We start from the raw sequence: 13271 nt of genomic DNA on the forward strand, positions 1-13271 counted from the left end.
GGACACCGGGCCGTCGCGCGTCAGGGGTTGAGCACGATCTTGCCGAAGACCTCGCCCTTGGCGAGCCGGGCGAAGCCGTCCCGGGCCTCGGACAGCGGCAGCACCGAGTCGATCACCGGGCGGACACCGGTGTTGGCGCACAGCGCCAGCAGCCCGGCCAGCTCCTCCTTGGTGCCCATGGTCGAGCCGACCACCCTGAGCTCCAGGAAGAAGATCCGGTTCAGCTCGGCGGCGCTCGGGTTGGGGCCGGAGGTGGCACCGGAGATGACGATGGTGCCGCCCGGGCGCAGCGACTTCACCGAGTGCGACCAGGTCGCGGCGCCGACCGTCTCCATCACCGCGTCCACCCGGGAGGGCAGCCGGGCGCCGCTCTCGAAGGCCGCGTCCGCGCCGAGCTCGACCGCCCGGCGGCGCTTGGCCTCGTCCCGGCCGGTGACCCAGACCCGCAGGCCGGCCGCCTTGCCGAGGACGACCAGCGCGGTCGACACCCCGCCGCCGGCGCCCTGCACCAGGACGGTGTCACCGGGCTTGACCCCGGCGTTGGTGAACAGCATCCGGTAGGCCGTCAGCCAGGCCGTGGGCAGGCAGGCGGCCTCCTCGAAGCTCAGCTCGGCAGGCTTGGGCAGCAGGTTCCAGGTCGGCACGGCCACCTGCTGGGCGAAGGTGCCCTGGTAGCGCTCGGTCAGGATGGACCGGGGCTCGTTCGGGCCCACCCCGTGGCCGGTCTGGCCGATCACCGAGTGGATGACGACCTCGTTGCCGTCCTCGTCGACGCCGGCGGCGTCGCACCCGAGGATCATCGGCAGCTTCTCGGCGGGCAGGCCGACGCCGCGCAGCGACCACAGGTCGTGGTGGTTGAGGCTGGCGGCCTTGACCGTCACCACGCTCCAGCCGGGGCGGGCCTGCGGCTCGGGGAGTTCGCCCAACTCCAGGCCGCCGAGCGGGTCGTCGGCGTCGATACGGGCGGCATAGGCAGCAAACATGCCCCGGACACTAGCCGGGACGGCCGAGGCCGGGAACCACGCGTACGTGTGACGCGCGTCCCGGCCTCAGGCTGGGTTCGTCGGATCGTCAGATCCGCGCCACGCCCTCGGCGCGGGCGGCGTCGGCCACGGCCTTGGTGACCGCCGGGGCGACCCGCTCGTCGAACGGCGAGGGGATGACCTTCTGCGGCGTCAGCTCGTCGGCCACCACGCCGGCCAGCGCCTTGGCGGCGGCCAGCTTCATGCCCTCAGTGATCCGGGAGGCCCGCACCTGCAGGGCACCGGCGAAGATGCCCGGGAAGGCCAGCACGTTGTTGATCTGGTTCGGGAAGTCGCTGCGCCCGGTGGCGACGACCGCCGCGTACTTGTGGGCCACCTCGGGGTGGATCTCCGGGTTGGGGTTGGCCATCGCGAAGATGAACGCGCCCTCGGCCATGGTCGCCACGACCTCCTCCGGCACGGTGCCGCCGGAGACGCCGATGAACACGTCCGCGCCGACCAGCGCGTCGGCCAGCGAGCCCTTGAGGCCCGAGCGGTTGGTCTGCTCGGCGATCTCGGCCTTGACGTCGGTCAGATCCTCGCGGCCCTGGTGGACCACGCCCTTGCGGTCGCAGACGGCCACGTCGCCGATGCCCGCGGCCAGCAGCATCTTGGCGATGGCGATGCCGGCCGCGCCGGCGCCGGAGATGACGGCCCGCAGCGAGCCGATCTCCCGGCCGGTCACCTTGGCGGCGTTCCACAGGGCGGCGGTGGTGACGATCGCGGTGCCGTGCTGGTCGTCGTGGAAGACCGGGATGTCCAGGGCCTCCTGGAGCCGGCGCTCGATCTCGAAGCAGCGCGGGGCGGAGATGTCCTCCAGGTTGACGCCACCGAAGGAGGGGGCCAGCCGGACCACCGTCTCGACGATCTCGTCCACCCCGGTACAGGCGAGCGCGATCGGCACCGCGTCCACGCCGCCGAACTGCTTGAACAGGATGGCCTTGCCCTCCATCACCGGGAGCGAGGCCTCCGGGCCGATGTCACCGAGGCCGAGCACCGCGGTGCCGTCGGTGACCACCGCGACGGTGTTGGACTTCCAGGTGTAGTCGTTGACCAGCTCCGGCTGCTCGGCGATGGCCGTGCAGACCCGGGCGACACCGGGGGTGTAGGCGAGGGACAGGTCGTCCGCGTCGCGCACCGGCACGGTCGCCCGGATCTCCATCTTGCCGCCGCGGTGGAGCGCGAAAACGGCGTCGACCGGATCGTCGGTGTCCTGGGTGCTGCTGATGATCTCCGCTGCCACGATGACCTCTTCGTCATTGATCTGGCGAGGTGCGCGGCCGACGGGCAGTGCGGCCCCGTCCGGAAACCGGAAACCGGGTACGCCGAAAGCGGACCCGGGGTCGGGGTGGGGCGCTGCCGTCGGGTGGCGCCCTCGGATGAGGGTTTTTTATGGGGTCTTGTCTTGATCCGCTTGTGCTACCGGGCCGAGCGTAGGTCGGACGAAGGCATCGCACCTATGCCTTTTCGTCCTCGTCACGTGCCGTTCATCGCCGTGCTGTCGCGTCGACTGGGATCCGGCGTCGGAAGCGCCGGGCCCCGGCGGCGGCAACGGCGTGGAGGCACGCGCACCCGCGGGAGTGAACGCAGACCCGTTGGGGATTCGGTGCTCCGGATACGGAGCCACGTGATGACTTCCGGTCCTGAACACCCCGAGCCTGTCGGGGCTCGTCGGTCTGGTTCGAGCGTTCGGGGGTCACCCGGTACCGAATTCTGACACACCCGCTGCCGGGCCCGGCAGGGTGGGATGGCACGATCGCATGTCCGCCATTCCGCGTACACCGGCGCGACACCGCGGCGACCGCGGTCGGCCCCAGCGGTGGTCAACGGGGGCATCTGAGCCCGTCCGGGGCAGCGGGCCACCCCGGCGGGGCTTACGGGCAGAGCACAGGCGGATCTGCATACTTATACGCAGGGTGACAGGGGCACGCGATCCGTCCGAATAGCGGACACCGCGAGCCCTTGTTATCCGATTTTGATCTGAATGAGGGCCACCTGACCGTCCTCAGATGGCAGGATTCCCCCCATCTCGGATCGAGCCGGCCACTGGTCGAGGCGGTTCAGGTCGACGTCCACCTCGGCGGAGGGTGGCGGAAGCAGTACCCCGCACCACCCTGGGCGGCCCCCATGCGCCCAGGCAACTGCACAACCCGGCAACGCCCGTACGACGACGTACAGCGACATACCCATCCGTACGGCTCCGTACGGCCAGCTGCCCCGGTGCGCCGCTTCCGCGGCGCGCTCCGCCCGATTTCTCTCCCCAGGAGGAGATCCCCCTCATGACCGCCCGTACCCAGCGCACCCGCCTCTTCGCCGCCGGCGTGGCCGCCGTGTCCGTGTCCCTCGTGCTGACCGGCTGCGGCAGCAGCAAGTCGTCGTCCGGCTCCTCGGCCGGCGTCAACGCGAGCGCGTCGGTCCCCGCCGTGACCGCCGACCCGGCGCTGGCCGCGCTCGTCCCGGCCGACGTCAAGTCCGCCGGCAAGATCGTCGTCGCCACCGACGCCTCCTACGCGCCCAACGAGTTCAAGGACGACAAGGGCGCCATCGTCGGCATGGACGTGGACCTGGCCAACGCCATCGCCAAGAAGCTGGGCCTGACCGCCGACGTCCAGAACGCGACCTTCGACGCGATCATCCCGGGCATCACGGGCAACAAGTACACGATGAGCATGAGCTCCTTCACCGACACCAAGGAGCGCGAGGCGTCGGTCGACATGGTCACCTACTTCAGCGCCGGTACGGGCGCCGCGGTCAAGAAGGGCAACCCGGAGAAGATCGACCCCACCGACCTGTGCGGCAAGAAGGTCGCCGTCCAGACCGGCACCACCCAGGCCGACGCGGTCAAGGACACCATCAACCCCGCCTGCACCAAGGCCGGCAAGCCGACCGTCCCGAACGACGGCGACAAGTTCGACCTGCAGACCGACGTCACCCAGTCGCTGGTCTCCGGCCGCGACCAGGTCATGCTGGCCGACTCCCCCGTCATCGACTACGCGATCAAGCAGACCAACGGCCAGCTGGAGAAGGTCGGCCAGGTGACCGACACCGCCCCGTACGGCGTCGTGCTGGCGAAGAACTCGCCGCTCTCCAAGGCCGTTCAGGGCGCCGTCCAGTCCCTGATGGCGGACGGCACCTACAAGAGCATCCTGGAAAAGTGGGGCGTGCAGGCCGGTGCGATCGACAAGTCCGTCGTCAACGGCGCCACCAGCTGAATCCGCTGTTCTGAACACAACCCCTGAGGCCACAAAGTGAACTCTTCCGACCAGGGGTCGGTGCACCCGGGACGGCCCGAAACCCTCAAGGCCGTCCCGGTCCGCCACCCCGGACGCTGGGTCGGGGCAGCAGTCGTCGCGGTCCTCGCGGCGATGCTGATCCACGCCCTCACCACTAATCCCCAGTTCCAGTGGGACGTCGTCGGCACCTACCTCTTCGACTCCTCGATCCTGCACGGCCTCGGCGTCACCCTCGAACTGACCTTCCTCTCCATGTTGATCGGCGTCTCGGGCGGCGTGATCCTCGCGATCATGCGCCTGTCGCCGAACCCGGTGCTCTCCAGCACCGCCTGGTTCTACATCTGGGTCTTCCGCGGCACCCCGGTCCTGGTCCAGCTGCTGTTCTGGAACTTCCTGGGCACGCTGTGGGCCAACATCTCGTTCGGCATCCCGTTCGGCCCGGCCTTCTGGTCCGAGCCGACCAACCAGGCGATCCCGCTGTTCGTCGCCGCCCTGCTGGGCCTGGGCCTCAACGAGGCCGCGTACATGGCGGAGATCGTCCGCGGCGGCATCCAGTCCGTGCCGCTCGGCCAGACCGAGGCCGCGCACGCGCTGGGCATGAGCCAGTTCAACACCATGCGGCGGATCATCCTGCCGCAGGCCATGCGGGTGATCATCCCGCCGACCGGCAACGAGACCATCTCGATGCTGAAGACCACCTCGCTGGTCTCGTCGATCGCCCTGGAGGAACTGCTCCGGGCCGGCCAGAACATCTACTCCCGCACGTTCCAGACCATTCCGCTGCTGATCGTCGTCAGCATCTGGTACCTGCTGATGACCTCGATCCTCACCGTGGTCCAGTACTACATCGAGCGCTACTACGCCCGCGGCGCCAACCGGGTGCTCCCGCCCACGCCGCTGCAGCGACTGCGCCGGCTGTTCGCCGGCAAGCCCGTCCCGCCGGCCAAGGACGACGTGGTGCCCGGCCTCGAAGGAGGTGGCCACGTATGACCGACCTGACCAAGCCCGTGGCGGACGCCCGATCCGTACCGATGGTCGAGGCACAGGGCGTGCGCAAGTCCTACGGCCTGGTGGAGGTGCTCAAGGGCATCGACCTGGAGGTCAAGAAGGGCGAGGTGTTCGTCCTGGTCGGCCCCTCCGGGTCCGGCAAGTCGACCTTCCTGCGGTGCATCAACCACCTGGAGAAGATCAACGGCGGCCTCCTCTCGGTGGACGGCGAACTCGTCGGCTACCGGATGAAGGGCGACCGGCTGCACGAGCTGAGGGACCGCGAGGTCGCGCAGAAGCGCCGGGACATCGGCATGGTGTTCCAGCACTTCAACCTGTTCCCCCACATGACCGCCCTGGAGAACGTCATCGAGGCGCCGGTCCAGGTCAAGGGCGAGAACAAGGCCGAGGCCCGGGAGCGCGGGATGGCGCTGCTGGAGCGGGTCGGCCTCGCCGACAAGGCCAGGAGCTACCCCTCGCAGCTCTCCGGCGGCCAGCAGCAGCGCGTGGCGATCGCCCGCGCCCTGGCCATGAAGCCCAAGCTGATGCTCTTCGACGAGCCCACCTCGGCGCTCGACCCGGAGCTGGTCGGCGAGGTGCTGGACGTCATGCGCGGTCTGGCCGAGGAGGGGATGACGATGATCGTCGTCACCCACGAGATGGGCTTCGCCCGCGAGGTCGGCGACGCGCTGGTGTTCATGGACGGCGGTGTGGTGGTCGAGTCCGGCAACCCCCGCGAGGTGCTCACCAACCCCCAGCACGAGCGCACCAGGGCCTTCCTCTCCAAGGTGCTCTGAGCCCGTACGGTCGGCGCCCGGCAGGCGACTTCCTGCCGGGCGCCGCCGCTTTCCCCAGCCGGGTAATAGGCTGGAAGCAGTCAGCCCGTTACCGATACTCCTGGAAGGACCGCCGTGGAGCTCGCCTCGTACGCCGACCTCGCCGTTCGGCTGGTGAACACCGAGGAACCCGAGCGCGGCACCGACACGCTGACCTCGGTGGACGCCGTGCGCGCCCTGTTCTCCGACTCCGCCCGTGCCGCCGCGCTGGCCGACGAGTCCGACGTGCCCCGGCTGCGGGCGGTGCGGACCAGACTGCGCGGGGTCTTCGAGGCCGCCGCCGAGGGAGACGAGGTCCGGGCCGTCGACCTGCTGAACAGCCTGCTGATGGAGTACCCCGTCAGCCCGCTGGTCTCCGGGCACGATTACCTGGACGACGCCGGTCGGCCGCGCTGGCACCTGCACCTGGCCGACAACTCGCCCACCGCCACCGCGCACTTCAGCGCCGTCGCCTGCATGGGCCTGGCCGTCCACCTCACCGAGCTGGGCGCCGACCGGCTCGGCATCTGCCAGGCCGCGCCGTGCCGCAACGCCTACCTGGACACCTCGACCAACCGCTCCCGCCGCTACTGCTCCGACCGCTGCGCGACCCGCGCCAACGTCGCCGCGTACCGGGCCCGCAAGCGGCAGGAGGCCGAGGCCGCCCTGCACCGCGGGAATCAGCACTCCGGAAACTAGACCTCTTCGACCCACACCCCGAGGCGACGGGCCAGGCCCGGCAGCCGGGACAGCCGGGGGCCGAGCAGCAGTCGCTCCAGCCCGCGGCCCGGCGCCAGCCAGGCCGGGCTCGGGCGCAGCCGCAGCAGCACCCGGCCGAGCACCAGTTCGTCCGGGACCGGGCCGTAGCTGCGGCTGTCACTGTCCACCGGGCGGTTGTCGGACAGCAGCCACCAGCCCTTCGCGCGGCGCTCGGCGGCCCGCTTCACCACCAGCAGGTCCTGCTGGAAGGGGTGCCGGAACAGCACCACCGCGCCGGGCCGGATCGGCGCGCCGTAGCGGACCAGCAGCTGGTCGCCCTCGCGCAGGGTCGGGACCATCGACGGGCCCGCCACGTCGACCAGCCCGAACGGCACCACTCCGCCGCCCGCGCCGCCCTGCGGTTCCGTGCTCCGCGCCACGACTCCTCCTCCCGGACCGCCCGCCCCCAGTCTGCCGTACGGACCGTCATCTGTTCGATGTCCGGATTACCCCGGTTCCGGGTCCGCCTTTTGCCCTAGGCCCACCGCCCGATCGCGAAACCCGGCGGGCGGAAGGGTAATCTCGGGCGCGGGAAGACGATCTAAGGAAGGACTCCCATGTTCTCTCGTCTGTTTGCACCTCGCGCCACCGCTCACGCCCACTGCGACCTGCCCTGCGGTGTCTACGACCCGGCGCAGGCCAAGCTTGAGGCCGAGTCGGTCAAGGCCACCCAGGAGAAGTACCAGGCCAACGAGGACCCGCACTTCCGCGCCCGCGCCATCATCATCAAGGAGCAGCGCGCCGAGGCCGTCAAGCACCACATCTCGGTGCTGTGGAGCGACTACTTCAAGGCCCCGCACTTCGAGAAGTACCCGCAGCTGCACCAGCTGATCAACGACACCCTGAAGGCCGCCTCGGCCGCCAAGGCGTCCACCGACCCGGCCACCGGCCAGGCCCTGCTGGACCTGATCGCCGAGGTCGACAAGATCTTCTGGGAGACCAAGCAGGCCTGAGCCTGACGCGTCGCCACCCGACCGCCCCCGTCCGCTCCGTCGGACGGGGGCGGTCGTGCGTTCCGCTCGGCGCAACAACTACGCGGCCCCGAGCGCCGAGGAGAAGCGGACCTTCCTCAAGTCCTTCCCGCTGCTGGCGAACGTCTCCGCGATCAGCACCCTGGCCGACTTCCTACGCACCGTACCGGCCCGCTGACCGGCCCGAACGGAGCCCCCGATCGAAGCCCCCGGCCGGGCGTACGCTCGAAGGTGCGAAGCCGACGGAACCCGACCGGAGGAGCGAGACCATGAGCACCATGGCGGCCCCCGCCGCCTTCGACACCCGCGCGCTGCGCGAGGGCATCGAGCGCTGCGACGCCGAGGCCCTGCTGGCGCTGTACGCCGAGGACGCCGAGCTGCGCGTGGTCGACCGCACCACCCAGCCCAGCCACCCCCTGGTGATGCACGGGCGGGACGAGATCGGCGCCATGCTGGACGACGTCTACGGCCGCGAGATGACCCACAAGCTGGAGCAGGTGGTGGTCCAGGGCGACCACGTCGCCTTCCTGGAGTCCTGCCGCTACCCCGACGGGGTGCGGGTGCTCATGGCCTCGATGGCCGACCTGCGGGACGGCCGGATCGTCGACCAGACCTCCGTCCAGGCCTGGGACGAGACCGGGCCCGAGCAGTAGGCTCGCGGCATGATCCGCACCGCCGTCGTCACCGACGTTCCCGTCATCCTGACCATGATCCGCGAGCTGGCGGAGTACGAGAAGGCCCCGCAGGAGGCGGTGGCCACCGAGGAGCAGCTGAGCGAGGCGCTGTTCGGCGCCAACCCGGCGCTGTTCGGCCTGATCGCCGAGGACGACGCCACCGGCGAGCCGGTCGGCTTCGCGGTCTGGTTCCTCAACTTCTCGACCTGGCGCGGCACCCACGGGATCTACCTGGAGGACCTGTACGTCCGCCCGGAGGCGCGCGGCGGCGGCCACGGAAAGGCGCTGCTGCTGGAGCTGGCGCGGATCGCCGTCGAGCGCGGTTACGCGCGGGTGGAGTGGTCGGTGCTCGACTGGAACCAGCCCTCGATCGACTTCTACAAGTCGCTCGGCGCGGTGCCGATGGACGAGTGGACGGTGTACCGGCTCACCGGCGAGGCACTCCGGGCCGCCGGCAGCCGTTGAACGGACGCACGGAGTACGGGCAAAGGCCCTGCCACCCTGCGTCGCAATGCCTTACCATGAGTAACTCCCGCACCGGGTGCGGAGGACAGGCACAACGCTGGCGGAACCGCGGCTTCGATACCCCCGGTCAGGGGTACCAACGGCGGAACCGGTAGCGGTAGAACAGCGGTAGCAAAGGGGCCCCCACCGGGGGTACCGAGCAAGCACAGCGCGTCACCCAGGAGGCAAGGGTGTCCCAGATCGACAGCGATCTCGGCGTTCAGGACTTCGTGGAGGTCCGGCTGCCCGCGGCGGGGGCCTACCTCTCCGTGCTGCGAACAGCCACGGCCGGGCTCGCGGCCCGGTTGGACTTCACCCTCGACGAGATCGAGGACCTGCGGATCGCGGTCGACGAGGCCTGCGCCATCCTGCTCCAGCAGGCGGTGCCGGGCTCCGTGCTGTCCTGCGAGTTCCGGCTGGTCGGCGACTCGTTGAAGGTGACCGTCGCCGCCCCGACCACGGACGGCAAGGCGCCCGAGCGCGACACCTTCGCATGGACGGTGCTCTCCGCGCTGGCCGGCGAGGTGGACTCCTCGGTCGCCGAGGACAACACCGTGTCGATCAGCCTGCACAAGAAGCGCGGCGGGTCCACCGCCCACTGACGGGCATCGAGCAGCACCCTGCAAGGGCCGTCCGCCGTTCCCCACCCGGGGCCCGACGGACGGCTCCCGGTACCGCCCCCCGGGCGGTACGACCAACGAGACGATGCCGGGGCCGACGGCCCCGGTGCTCCCGGAACGGAACGGGGGAATGGCCGTGAGTGATCTGGACCGTACCGGCCTCGCGACGGCGGGACCTGCCGTACCGACCCAGGCGAGCGTTTCCGGCCTCGCCGCCAACGACGAAGCGCACCCGAAGGACGCCCACCGGATGAGCCACCCGACCGAGCCGACGTCTGAGCCGACGCCCGCCTCCGCTCCTCCGCCGGAACCGGCGGAGGAGGCCGCGGACCTGCACGGCGCCGTGCCCGCCCAGGGCTCGCACCGCTCCGGCGCACCGGACCGGGAAGCCGCCCGCGCCCTGTTCGTCCGGCTGTCCGCACTGCCCGAGGGCTCCCCGGAGCGCGTCGAGCTGCGCAACCAGCTGGTGCGGATGCACATCCCGCTGGTCGAGCACCTGGCCCGGCGGTTCCGCAACCGGGGCGAGCCGCTGGACGACCTGACCCAGGTCGCCACCATCGGACTGATCAAGTCGGTGGACCGCTTCGACCACGAGCGCGGGGTCGAGTTCTCCACCTACGCGACGCCGACCATCGTCGGCGAGATCAAGCGGCACTTCCGCGACAAGGGCTGGGCGGTGCGCGTCCCGCGCCGTCTGCAGGAGCTGCGGCTGTCGCTCACCACGGCGACCAGCGAGCTCTCCCAGCGGCACGGCCGCTCCCCCACGGTGCACGAGCTGGCCGAGCACCTGGGCATCTCCGAGGAGGACGTCCTGGAGGGTCTGGAGTCCGCCAACGCGTACTCCACGCTGTCCCTGGACGTGCCGGACAGCGACGACGAGTCGCCGGCCGTGGCGGACACCCTGGGCGCCACCGACGAGGCACTGGAGGGCGTCGAGTACCGCGAGTCGCTCAAGCCGCTGCTGGCCCAACTGCCGCCCCGCGAGCAGAAGATCCTGGTGCTGCGGTTCTTCCGGAACATGACCCAGTCGCAGATCGCCGCCGAGGTGGGAATCTCCCAGATGCACGTGTCCCGGCTGCTGGCGCGCACCCTCGCCCAGCTGCGGGAGAAGCTCCTCGTGGAGGAGTAGCAGCGAGCAGGAACACCGACGGCCGCCCAGCTCCCGCTGTGGCGGCCGTCCGGTTGTCCGGAGCGTTCCGGGGCCTCCGGCGGCCCAGCGCGCTCAGCCCTCCCGCTGGGCGTACAGCGCCGCGGTGGACTTCGGGTTGAGCAGCGCGCCGATGCCCACCAGGCCGAGCAGGCCGACCAGCACGCCGACCGCGATCATCGCGCCGCCGCTCTGGACCATGTAGTAAGCCACCGGCAGGCAGATCGAGTTGGTCAGCACCGCCGGACTGCGGCCCCAGCGGCGCTCCTTGAGCAGCGCCCGGGCGGCCAGCACCGGCAGCACCCCGAGCAGCACGATGACCAGACCGCCGAACTCGTTCAGGGCCAGCTGCTTGGCCTGCCCGGACAGCGCGGACACCATGTCCGAGACGCCGACGACGGCCAGCGCGGCGCCCTCCAGAGCGGTGATGGCGGCGCCCAGGGTGAGCGAAACCGGGCGAGGGGGTGCGGGGGCGGAGGTTTCTGCGGTCACTCCAGCAGGGTAGCCGCCGGGCGGTCCGTACCGCCCCGTAGGCTTTCCCCATGCGCGCTCTCCTGGTCGTGAACCACAAGGCCACCACCACCAGTGGCCGGACCAGGGACGTACTGATCCACGCCCTGCGCAGCGACCTCAAGCTGGAGGTCGCCGAGACGCAGTACCGGGGCCACGCGCGCGACCTGGCCCGTGAGGCGGCGGTGGACGGCACGGTGGACCTGGTGGTCGCGCTGGGCGGTGACGGCACCGTCAACGAGGTGGTGAACGGGCTGCTGACGAACGGCCCGGGCGAGAAGGTCCCGCGACTGGCCGTGGTGCCGGGCGGTTCGACCAACGTCTTCGCCCGCGCGCTGGGCCTGCCCAACGACCCGGTGGAGGCCACCGGTGCCCTGCTGAACGCGCTGGAGCAGGGGCACGAGCGGCCGATCGGGCTGGGCAAGGCGATGACCGAGGGGCTGCCGGACCGCTGGTTCACCTTCACCGCCGGCCTCGGCTTCGACGCCGGGGTGGTCGGCCGGGTCGAGGAGCAGCGCCGGGCCGGTCGAAAGTCCACCCACGCGCTGTACGTCGGGCAGGCGGTCCGGCACTACTTCACCCAGCGTGAGCAGCGCCGCTCGGGCCCGGTGGCCCTTGAACTCCCGGGCCACGAAGCCGTTCCGGGCCTGGTGCTGGCCATAGTCAGCAACACCTCTCCGTGGACGTTCCTCGGCAACCGTCCGGTCTACCCCTCACCCCTCGCCTCCTTCGACACGGATCTGGACGTCTTCGGCGTCACCCGGATGACGGCGTTCGGTACCGCTCGAACGGTCCGTCAGATCCTGCGGTCGTACGCGCCTTCGGGCGACGGCGCCCCACCGGCCGGGCCGTCCGGAAAGCACGTCGTCTCCTATCACGACGTCAGGCACTTCACCTTGGTTTCCCAGGAACCCGCCCCGTTCCAGGTCGACGGGGACCATCTTGGAGACCGGAGTCGCGTCAGTTTCACAGGCGTACGACGGGCACTGCGTGTGATTGTGTGACCGGAAGGGGGGTTCGCCCTTCTTCTCGAACGCACAAGCCCCCTTCACTCCATAGAAGTACTGGCTGTGAGCTAGGCGACACCGAAGAATCAAAAATTCCTCCCCGAAGGGGGTTGTATCCGAGCCCGAGGTTTGCGAACCTCTACATGGCGATCGGGACACATCGCAGCGACGGCAACTCCGGAACCACAGGAGCGCCGACCGCGGGGTGCCCCTCGAATCGCCGAATCCCCCCCAGCACAGACCACCCGGGCCCGACGGGCCTTTGGTCTCTTTTGTTGTTGTGGGATTCGTGAAAGCGTTCACATTCACAAGCCACCATTCGATTATGCCGATCGGGCCACCCCCGCGGCAGGAGGAGTTGGACGACCATGGACTGGCGCCACCGCGCTGTCTGCCGCGAAGAGGACCCGGAGCTGTTCTTCCCGATCGGGAACACCGGTCCTGCTCTGCTGCAGATCGAGGAAGCCAAGGCCGTGTGCCGCCGCTGCCCGGTGATGGAGCAGTGCCTCCAGTGGGCGCTCGAGACCGGCCAGGACGCCGGCGTCTGGGGCGGTATGAGCGAGGACGAGCGTCGCGCGATGAAGCGCCGTGCCGCCCGCAACCGTGCCCGCACCGCCTGATCAGCAGCGTCTGATCACACGCCGTAGCACCAGCAGTAACCGCCGTACCGATCAACACATGATCAAAGGCTTCCCTGCACCTCCTGGTGAAGCCTTCCGCACAAAGGGCCTAGCCCCGCGAAGTCCCGCGACACAGGACCGTCCAGCCACTTGATACTGTTCACTTAGAGCAATATCGTGGAGCTGTGACGCTCACCGTGTGCAACGCACATGCCAGGTGTCGCACCACCCAGAGCCCCCGTTCCGGCCGACTCCCCCCGACGGCCGGAACGGGTTGAGAGGCCCTGTCGACCCACCCCCCCCGGTCGACAGGGCCTCGTTTCTGTTTCCGCGTCCGAACGATCGCGGGGCTCGCGGAGCGTTCACCCGGCGCTCTTGACCGAGTGCACGCCCCTGCCGCGC

At 70.2% G+C, this 13271-nt stretch carries 16 protein-coding genes; 12 read left to right on the top strand and 4 right to left on the bottom strand.

All coding sequences use genetic code 11. From position 1 onward, the window contains the following. Positions 1–20: 20 nt before the first annotated feature. Together ACIG5E_RS09795 and ACIG5E_RS09800 are read right to left on the bottom strand one after the other, a co-directional pair. Entirely contained in the window at positions 21–983 is a 963-nt protein-coding gene (locus ACIG5E_RS09795) for a zinc-binding dehydrogenase (protein WP_396532699.1), read from the bottom strand. 88 nt (positions 984–1071) lie between these two features. Next, on the bottom strand, positions 1072–2265 hold the full coding sequence (locus ACIG5E_RS09800) for an NADP-dependent malic enzyme (RefSeq protein WP_396532700.1): 1194 nt from the start codon (positions 2263–2265) through the stop codon (positions 1072–1074). Positions 2266–3301: 1036 nt separating this feature from the next. On the opposite strand from ACIG5E_RS09800, the gene ACIG5E_RS09805 reads away from it, so the two are divergent. From ACIG5E_RS09805 to ACIG5E_RS09820, 4 genes are all read left to right on the top strand, one after another. Continuing rightward, positions 3302–4234, top strand: coding sequence for an ABC transporter substrate-binding protein (locus ACIG5E_RS09805; RefSeq protein WP_396532701.1), 933 nt, complete (start codon positions 3302–3304; stop codon positions 4232–4234). A 36-nt stretch (positions 4235–4270) separates the two neighbouring features. Then, the gene (locus tag ACIG5E_RS09810; protein ID WP_270144178.1) at positions 4271–5245 is read left to right on the top strand and encodes an amino acid ABC transporter permease; all 975 of its coding nucleotides are present in this window, start codon (positions 4271–4273) and stop codon (positions 5243–5245) included. Further along, entirely contained in the window at positions 5242–6039 is a 798-nt protein-coding gene (locus ACIG5E_RS09815; RefSeq protein ID WP_396532702.1) for an amino acid ABC transporter ATP-binding protein, read from the top strand. Before ACIG5E_RS09810 ends, ACIG5E_RS09815 begins: the two co-directional genes overlap by 4 nt. 114 nt (positions 6040–6153) lie before the next feature. After that, positions 6154–6756 carry a CGNR zinc finger domain-containing protein gene (locus tag ACIG5E_RS09820; RefSeq protein ID WP_396532703.1) on the top strand — a complete coding sequence of 201 codons (603 nt, stop codon included), beginning with the start codon at positions 6154–6156 and terminating at the stop codon, positions 6754–6756. Here the strand turns inward: ACIG5E_RS09820 and sodX are convergent. Beyond that, positions 6753–7115 (bottom strand): nickel-type superoxide dismutase maturation protease, encoded by a 363-nt coding sequence (gene sodX, locus ACIG5E_RS09825; protein ID WP_396532745.1) that lies wholly within the window; start codon positions 7113–7115, stop codon positions 6753–6755. The genes ACIG5E_RS09820 and sodX overlap by 4 nt on opposite strands. A 258-nt stretch (positions 7116–7373) precedes the next feature. On the opposite strand from sodX, the gene sodN reads away from it, so the two are divergent. The 6 genes from sodN (at position 7374) to ACIG5E_RS09855 (ending at position 10714) form a co-directional block, all read left to right on the top strand. Next, on the top strand, positions 7374–7769 hold the full coding sequence (sodN, locus tag ACIG5E_RS09830) for a superoxide dismutase, Ni (protein WP_045699892.1): 396 nt from the start codon (positions 7374–7376) through the stop codon (positions 7767–7769). Between the two features lie 55 nt (positions 7770–7824). Then, a complete protein-coding gene (locus ACIG5E_RS09835) occupies positions 7825–7965 on the top strand; it encodes a hypothetical protein (protein WP_396532704.1) in 141 nt (46 codons plus the stop codon). 91 nt (positions 7966–8056) lie between these two features. Then, on the top strand, positions 8057–8440 hold the full coding sequence (locus ACIG5E_RS09840; RefSeq protein WP_396532706.1) for a nuclear transport factor 2 family protein: 384 nt from the start codon (positions 8057–8059) through the stop codon (positions 8438–8440). Between the two features lie 9 nt (positions 8441–8449). Then, complete coding sequence (locus ACIG5E_RS09845; protein WP_396532707.1) at positions 8450–8926, top strand: GNAT family N-acetyltransferase; 477 nt, start codon at positions 8450–8452, stop codon at positions 8924–8926. Between the two features lie 230 nt (positions 8927–9156). Further along, a complete protein-coding gene (locus ACIG5E_RS09850; protein ID WP_396242274.1) occupies positions 9157–9567 on the top strand; it encodes an anti-sigma regulatory factor in 411 nt (136 codons plus the stop codon). A 154-nt stretch (positions 9568–9721) separates the two neighbouring features. Next, positions 9722–10714, top strand: a complete 993-nt coding sequence (locus tag ACIG5E_RS09855) for an RNA polymerase sigma factor SigF (protein ID WP_396532708.1) — start codon at positions 9722–9724, stop codon at positions 10712–10714. Positions 10715–10807: 93 nt separating this feature from the next. Here the strand turns inward: ACIG5E_RS09855 and ACIG5E_RS09860 are convergent, their stop codons facing one another. Next, complete coding sequence (locus ACIG5E_RS09860; RefSeq protein ID WP_396532709.1) at positions 10808–11224, bottom strand: hypothetical protein; 417 nt, start codon at positions 11222–11224, stop codon at positions 10808–10810. A gap of 50 nt (positions 11225–11274) precedes the next feature. Here ACIG5E_RS09860 and ACIG5E_RS09865 point away from each other — a divergent pair, with 50 nt between their 5' ends. Continuing rightward, complete coding sequence (locus ACIG5E_RS09865; RefSeq protein ID WP_396532710.1) at positions 11275–12246, top strand: diacylglycerol/lipid kinase family protein; 972 nt, start codon at positions 11275–11277, stop codon at positions 12244–12246. A gap of 371 nt (positions 12247–12617) precedes the next feature. Then, positions 12618–12869 (top strand): WhiB family transcriptional regulator, encoded by a 252-nt coding sequence (locus tag ACIG5E_RS09870; RefSeq protein WP_014138019.1) that lies wholly within the window; start codon positions 12618–12620, stop codon positions 12867–12869. The last annotated feature ends 402 nt before the right edge of the window (positions 12870–13271 follow it).

The sequence above is a fragment of the Kitasatospora sp. NPDC053057 genome, assembly GCF_044546945.1.
Classification (GTDB): Bacteria; Actinomycetota; Actinomycetes; order Streptomycetales; family Streptomycetaceae; genus Kitasatospora.

Excerpts from the sequence above, each read along its gene's own strand:
- sodX (WP_396532745.1), bottom strand. The coding sequence starts at position 7,115 with ATGGTCCCGACCCTGCGCGAGGGCGACCAGCTGCTGGTCCGCTACGGC.
- ACIG5E_RS09865 (WP_396532710.1), top strand. The coding sequence starts at position 11,275 with ATGCGCGCTCTCCTGGTCGTGAACCACAAGGCCACCACCACCAGTGGC.
- ACIG5E_RS09840 (WP_396532706.1), top strand. The coding sequence starts at position 8,057 with ATGAGCACCATGGCGGCCCCCGCCGCCTTCGACACCCGCGCGCTGCGC.
- ACIG5E_RS09795 (WP_396532699.1), bottom strand. The coding sequence starts at position 983 with ATGTTTGCTGCCTATGCCGCCCGTATCGACGCCGACGACCCGCTCGGC.
- ACIG5E_RS09815 (WP_396532702.1), top strand. The coding sequence starts at position 5,242 with ATGACCGACCTGACCAAGCCCGTGGCGGACGCCCGATCCGTACCGATG.
- ACIG5E_RS09845 (WP_396532707.1), top strand. The coding sequence starts at position 8,450 with ATGATCCGCACCGCCGTCGTCACCGACGTTCCCGTCATCCTGACCATG.
- ACIG5E_RS09805 (WP_396532701.1), top strand. The coding sequence starts at position 3,302 with ATGACCGCCCGTACCCAGCGCACCCGCCTCTTCGCCGCCGGCGTGGCC.
- sodN (WP_045699892.1), top strand. The coding sequence starts at position 7,374 with ATGTTCTCTCGTCTGTTTGCACCTCGCGCCACCGCTCACGCCCACTGC.
- ACIG5E_RS09870 (WP_014138019.1), top strand. The coding sequence starts at position 12,618 with ATGGACTGGCGCCACCGCGCTGTCTGCCGCGAAGAGGACCCGGAGCTG.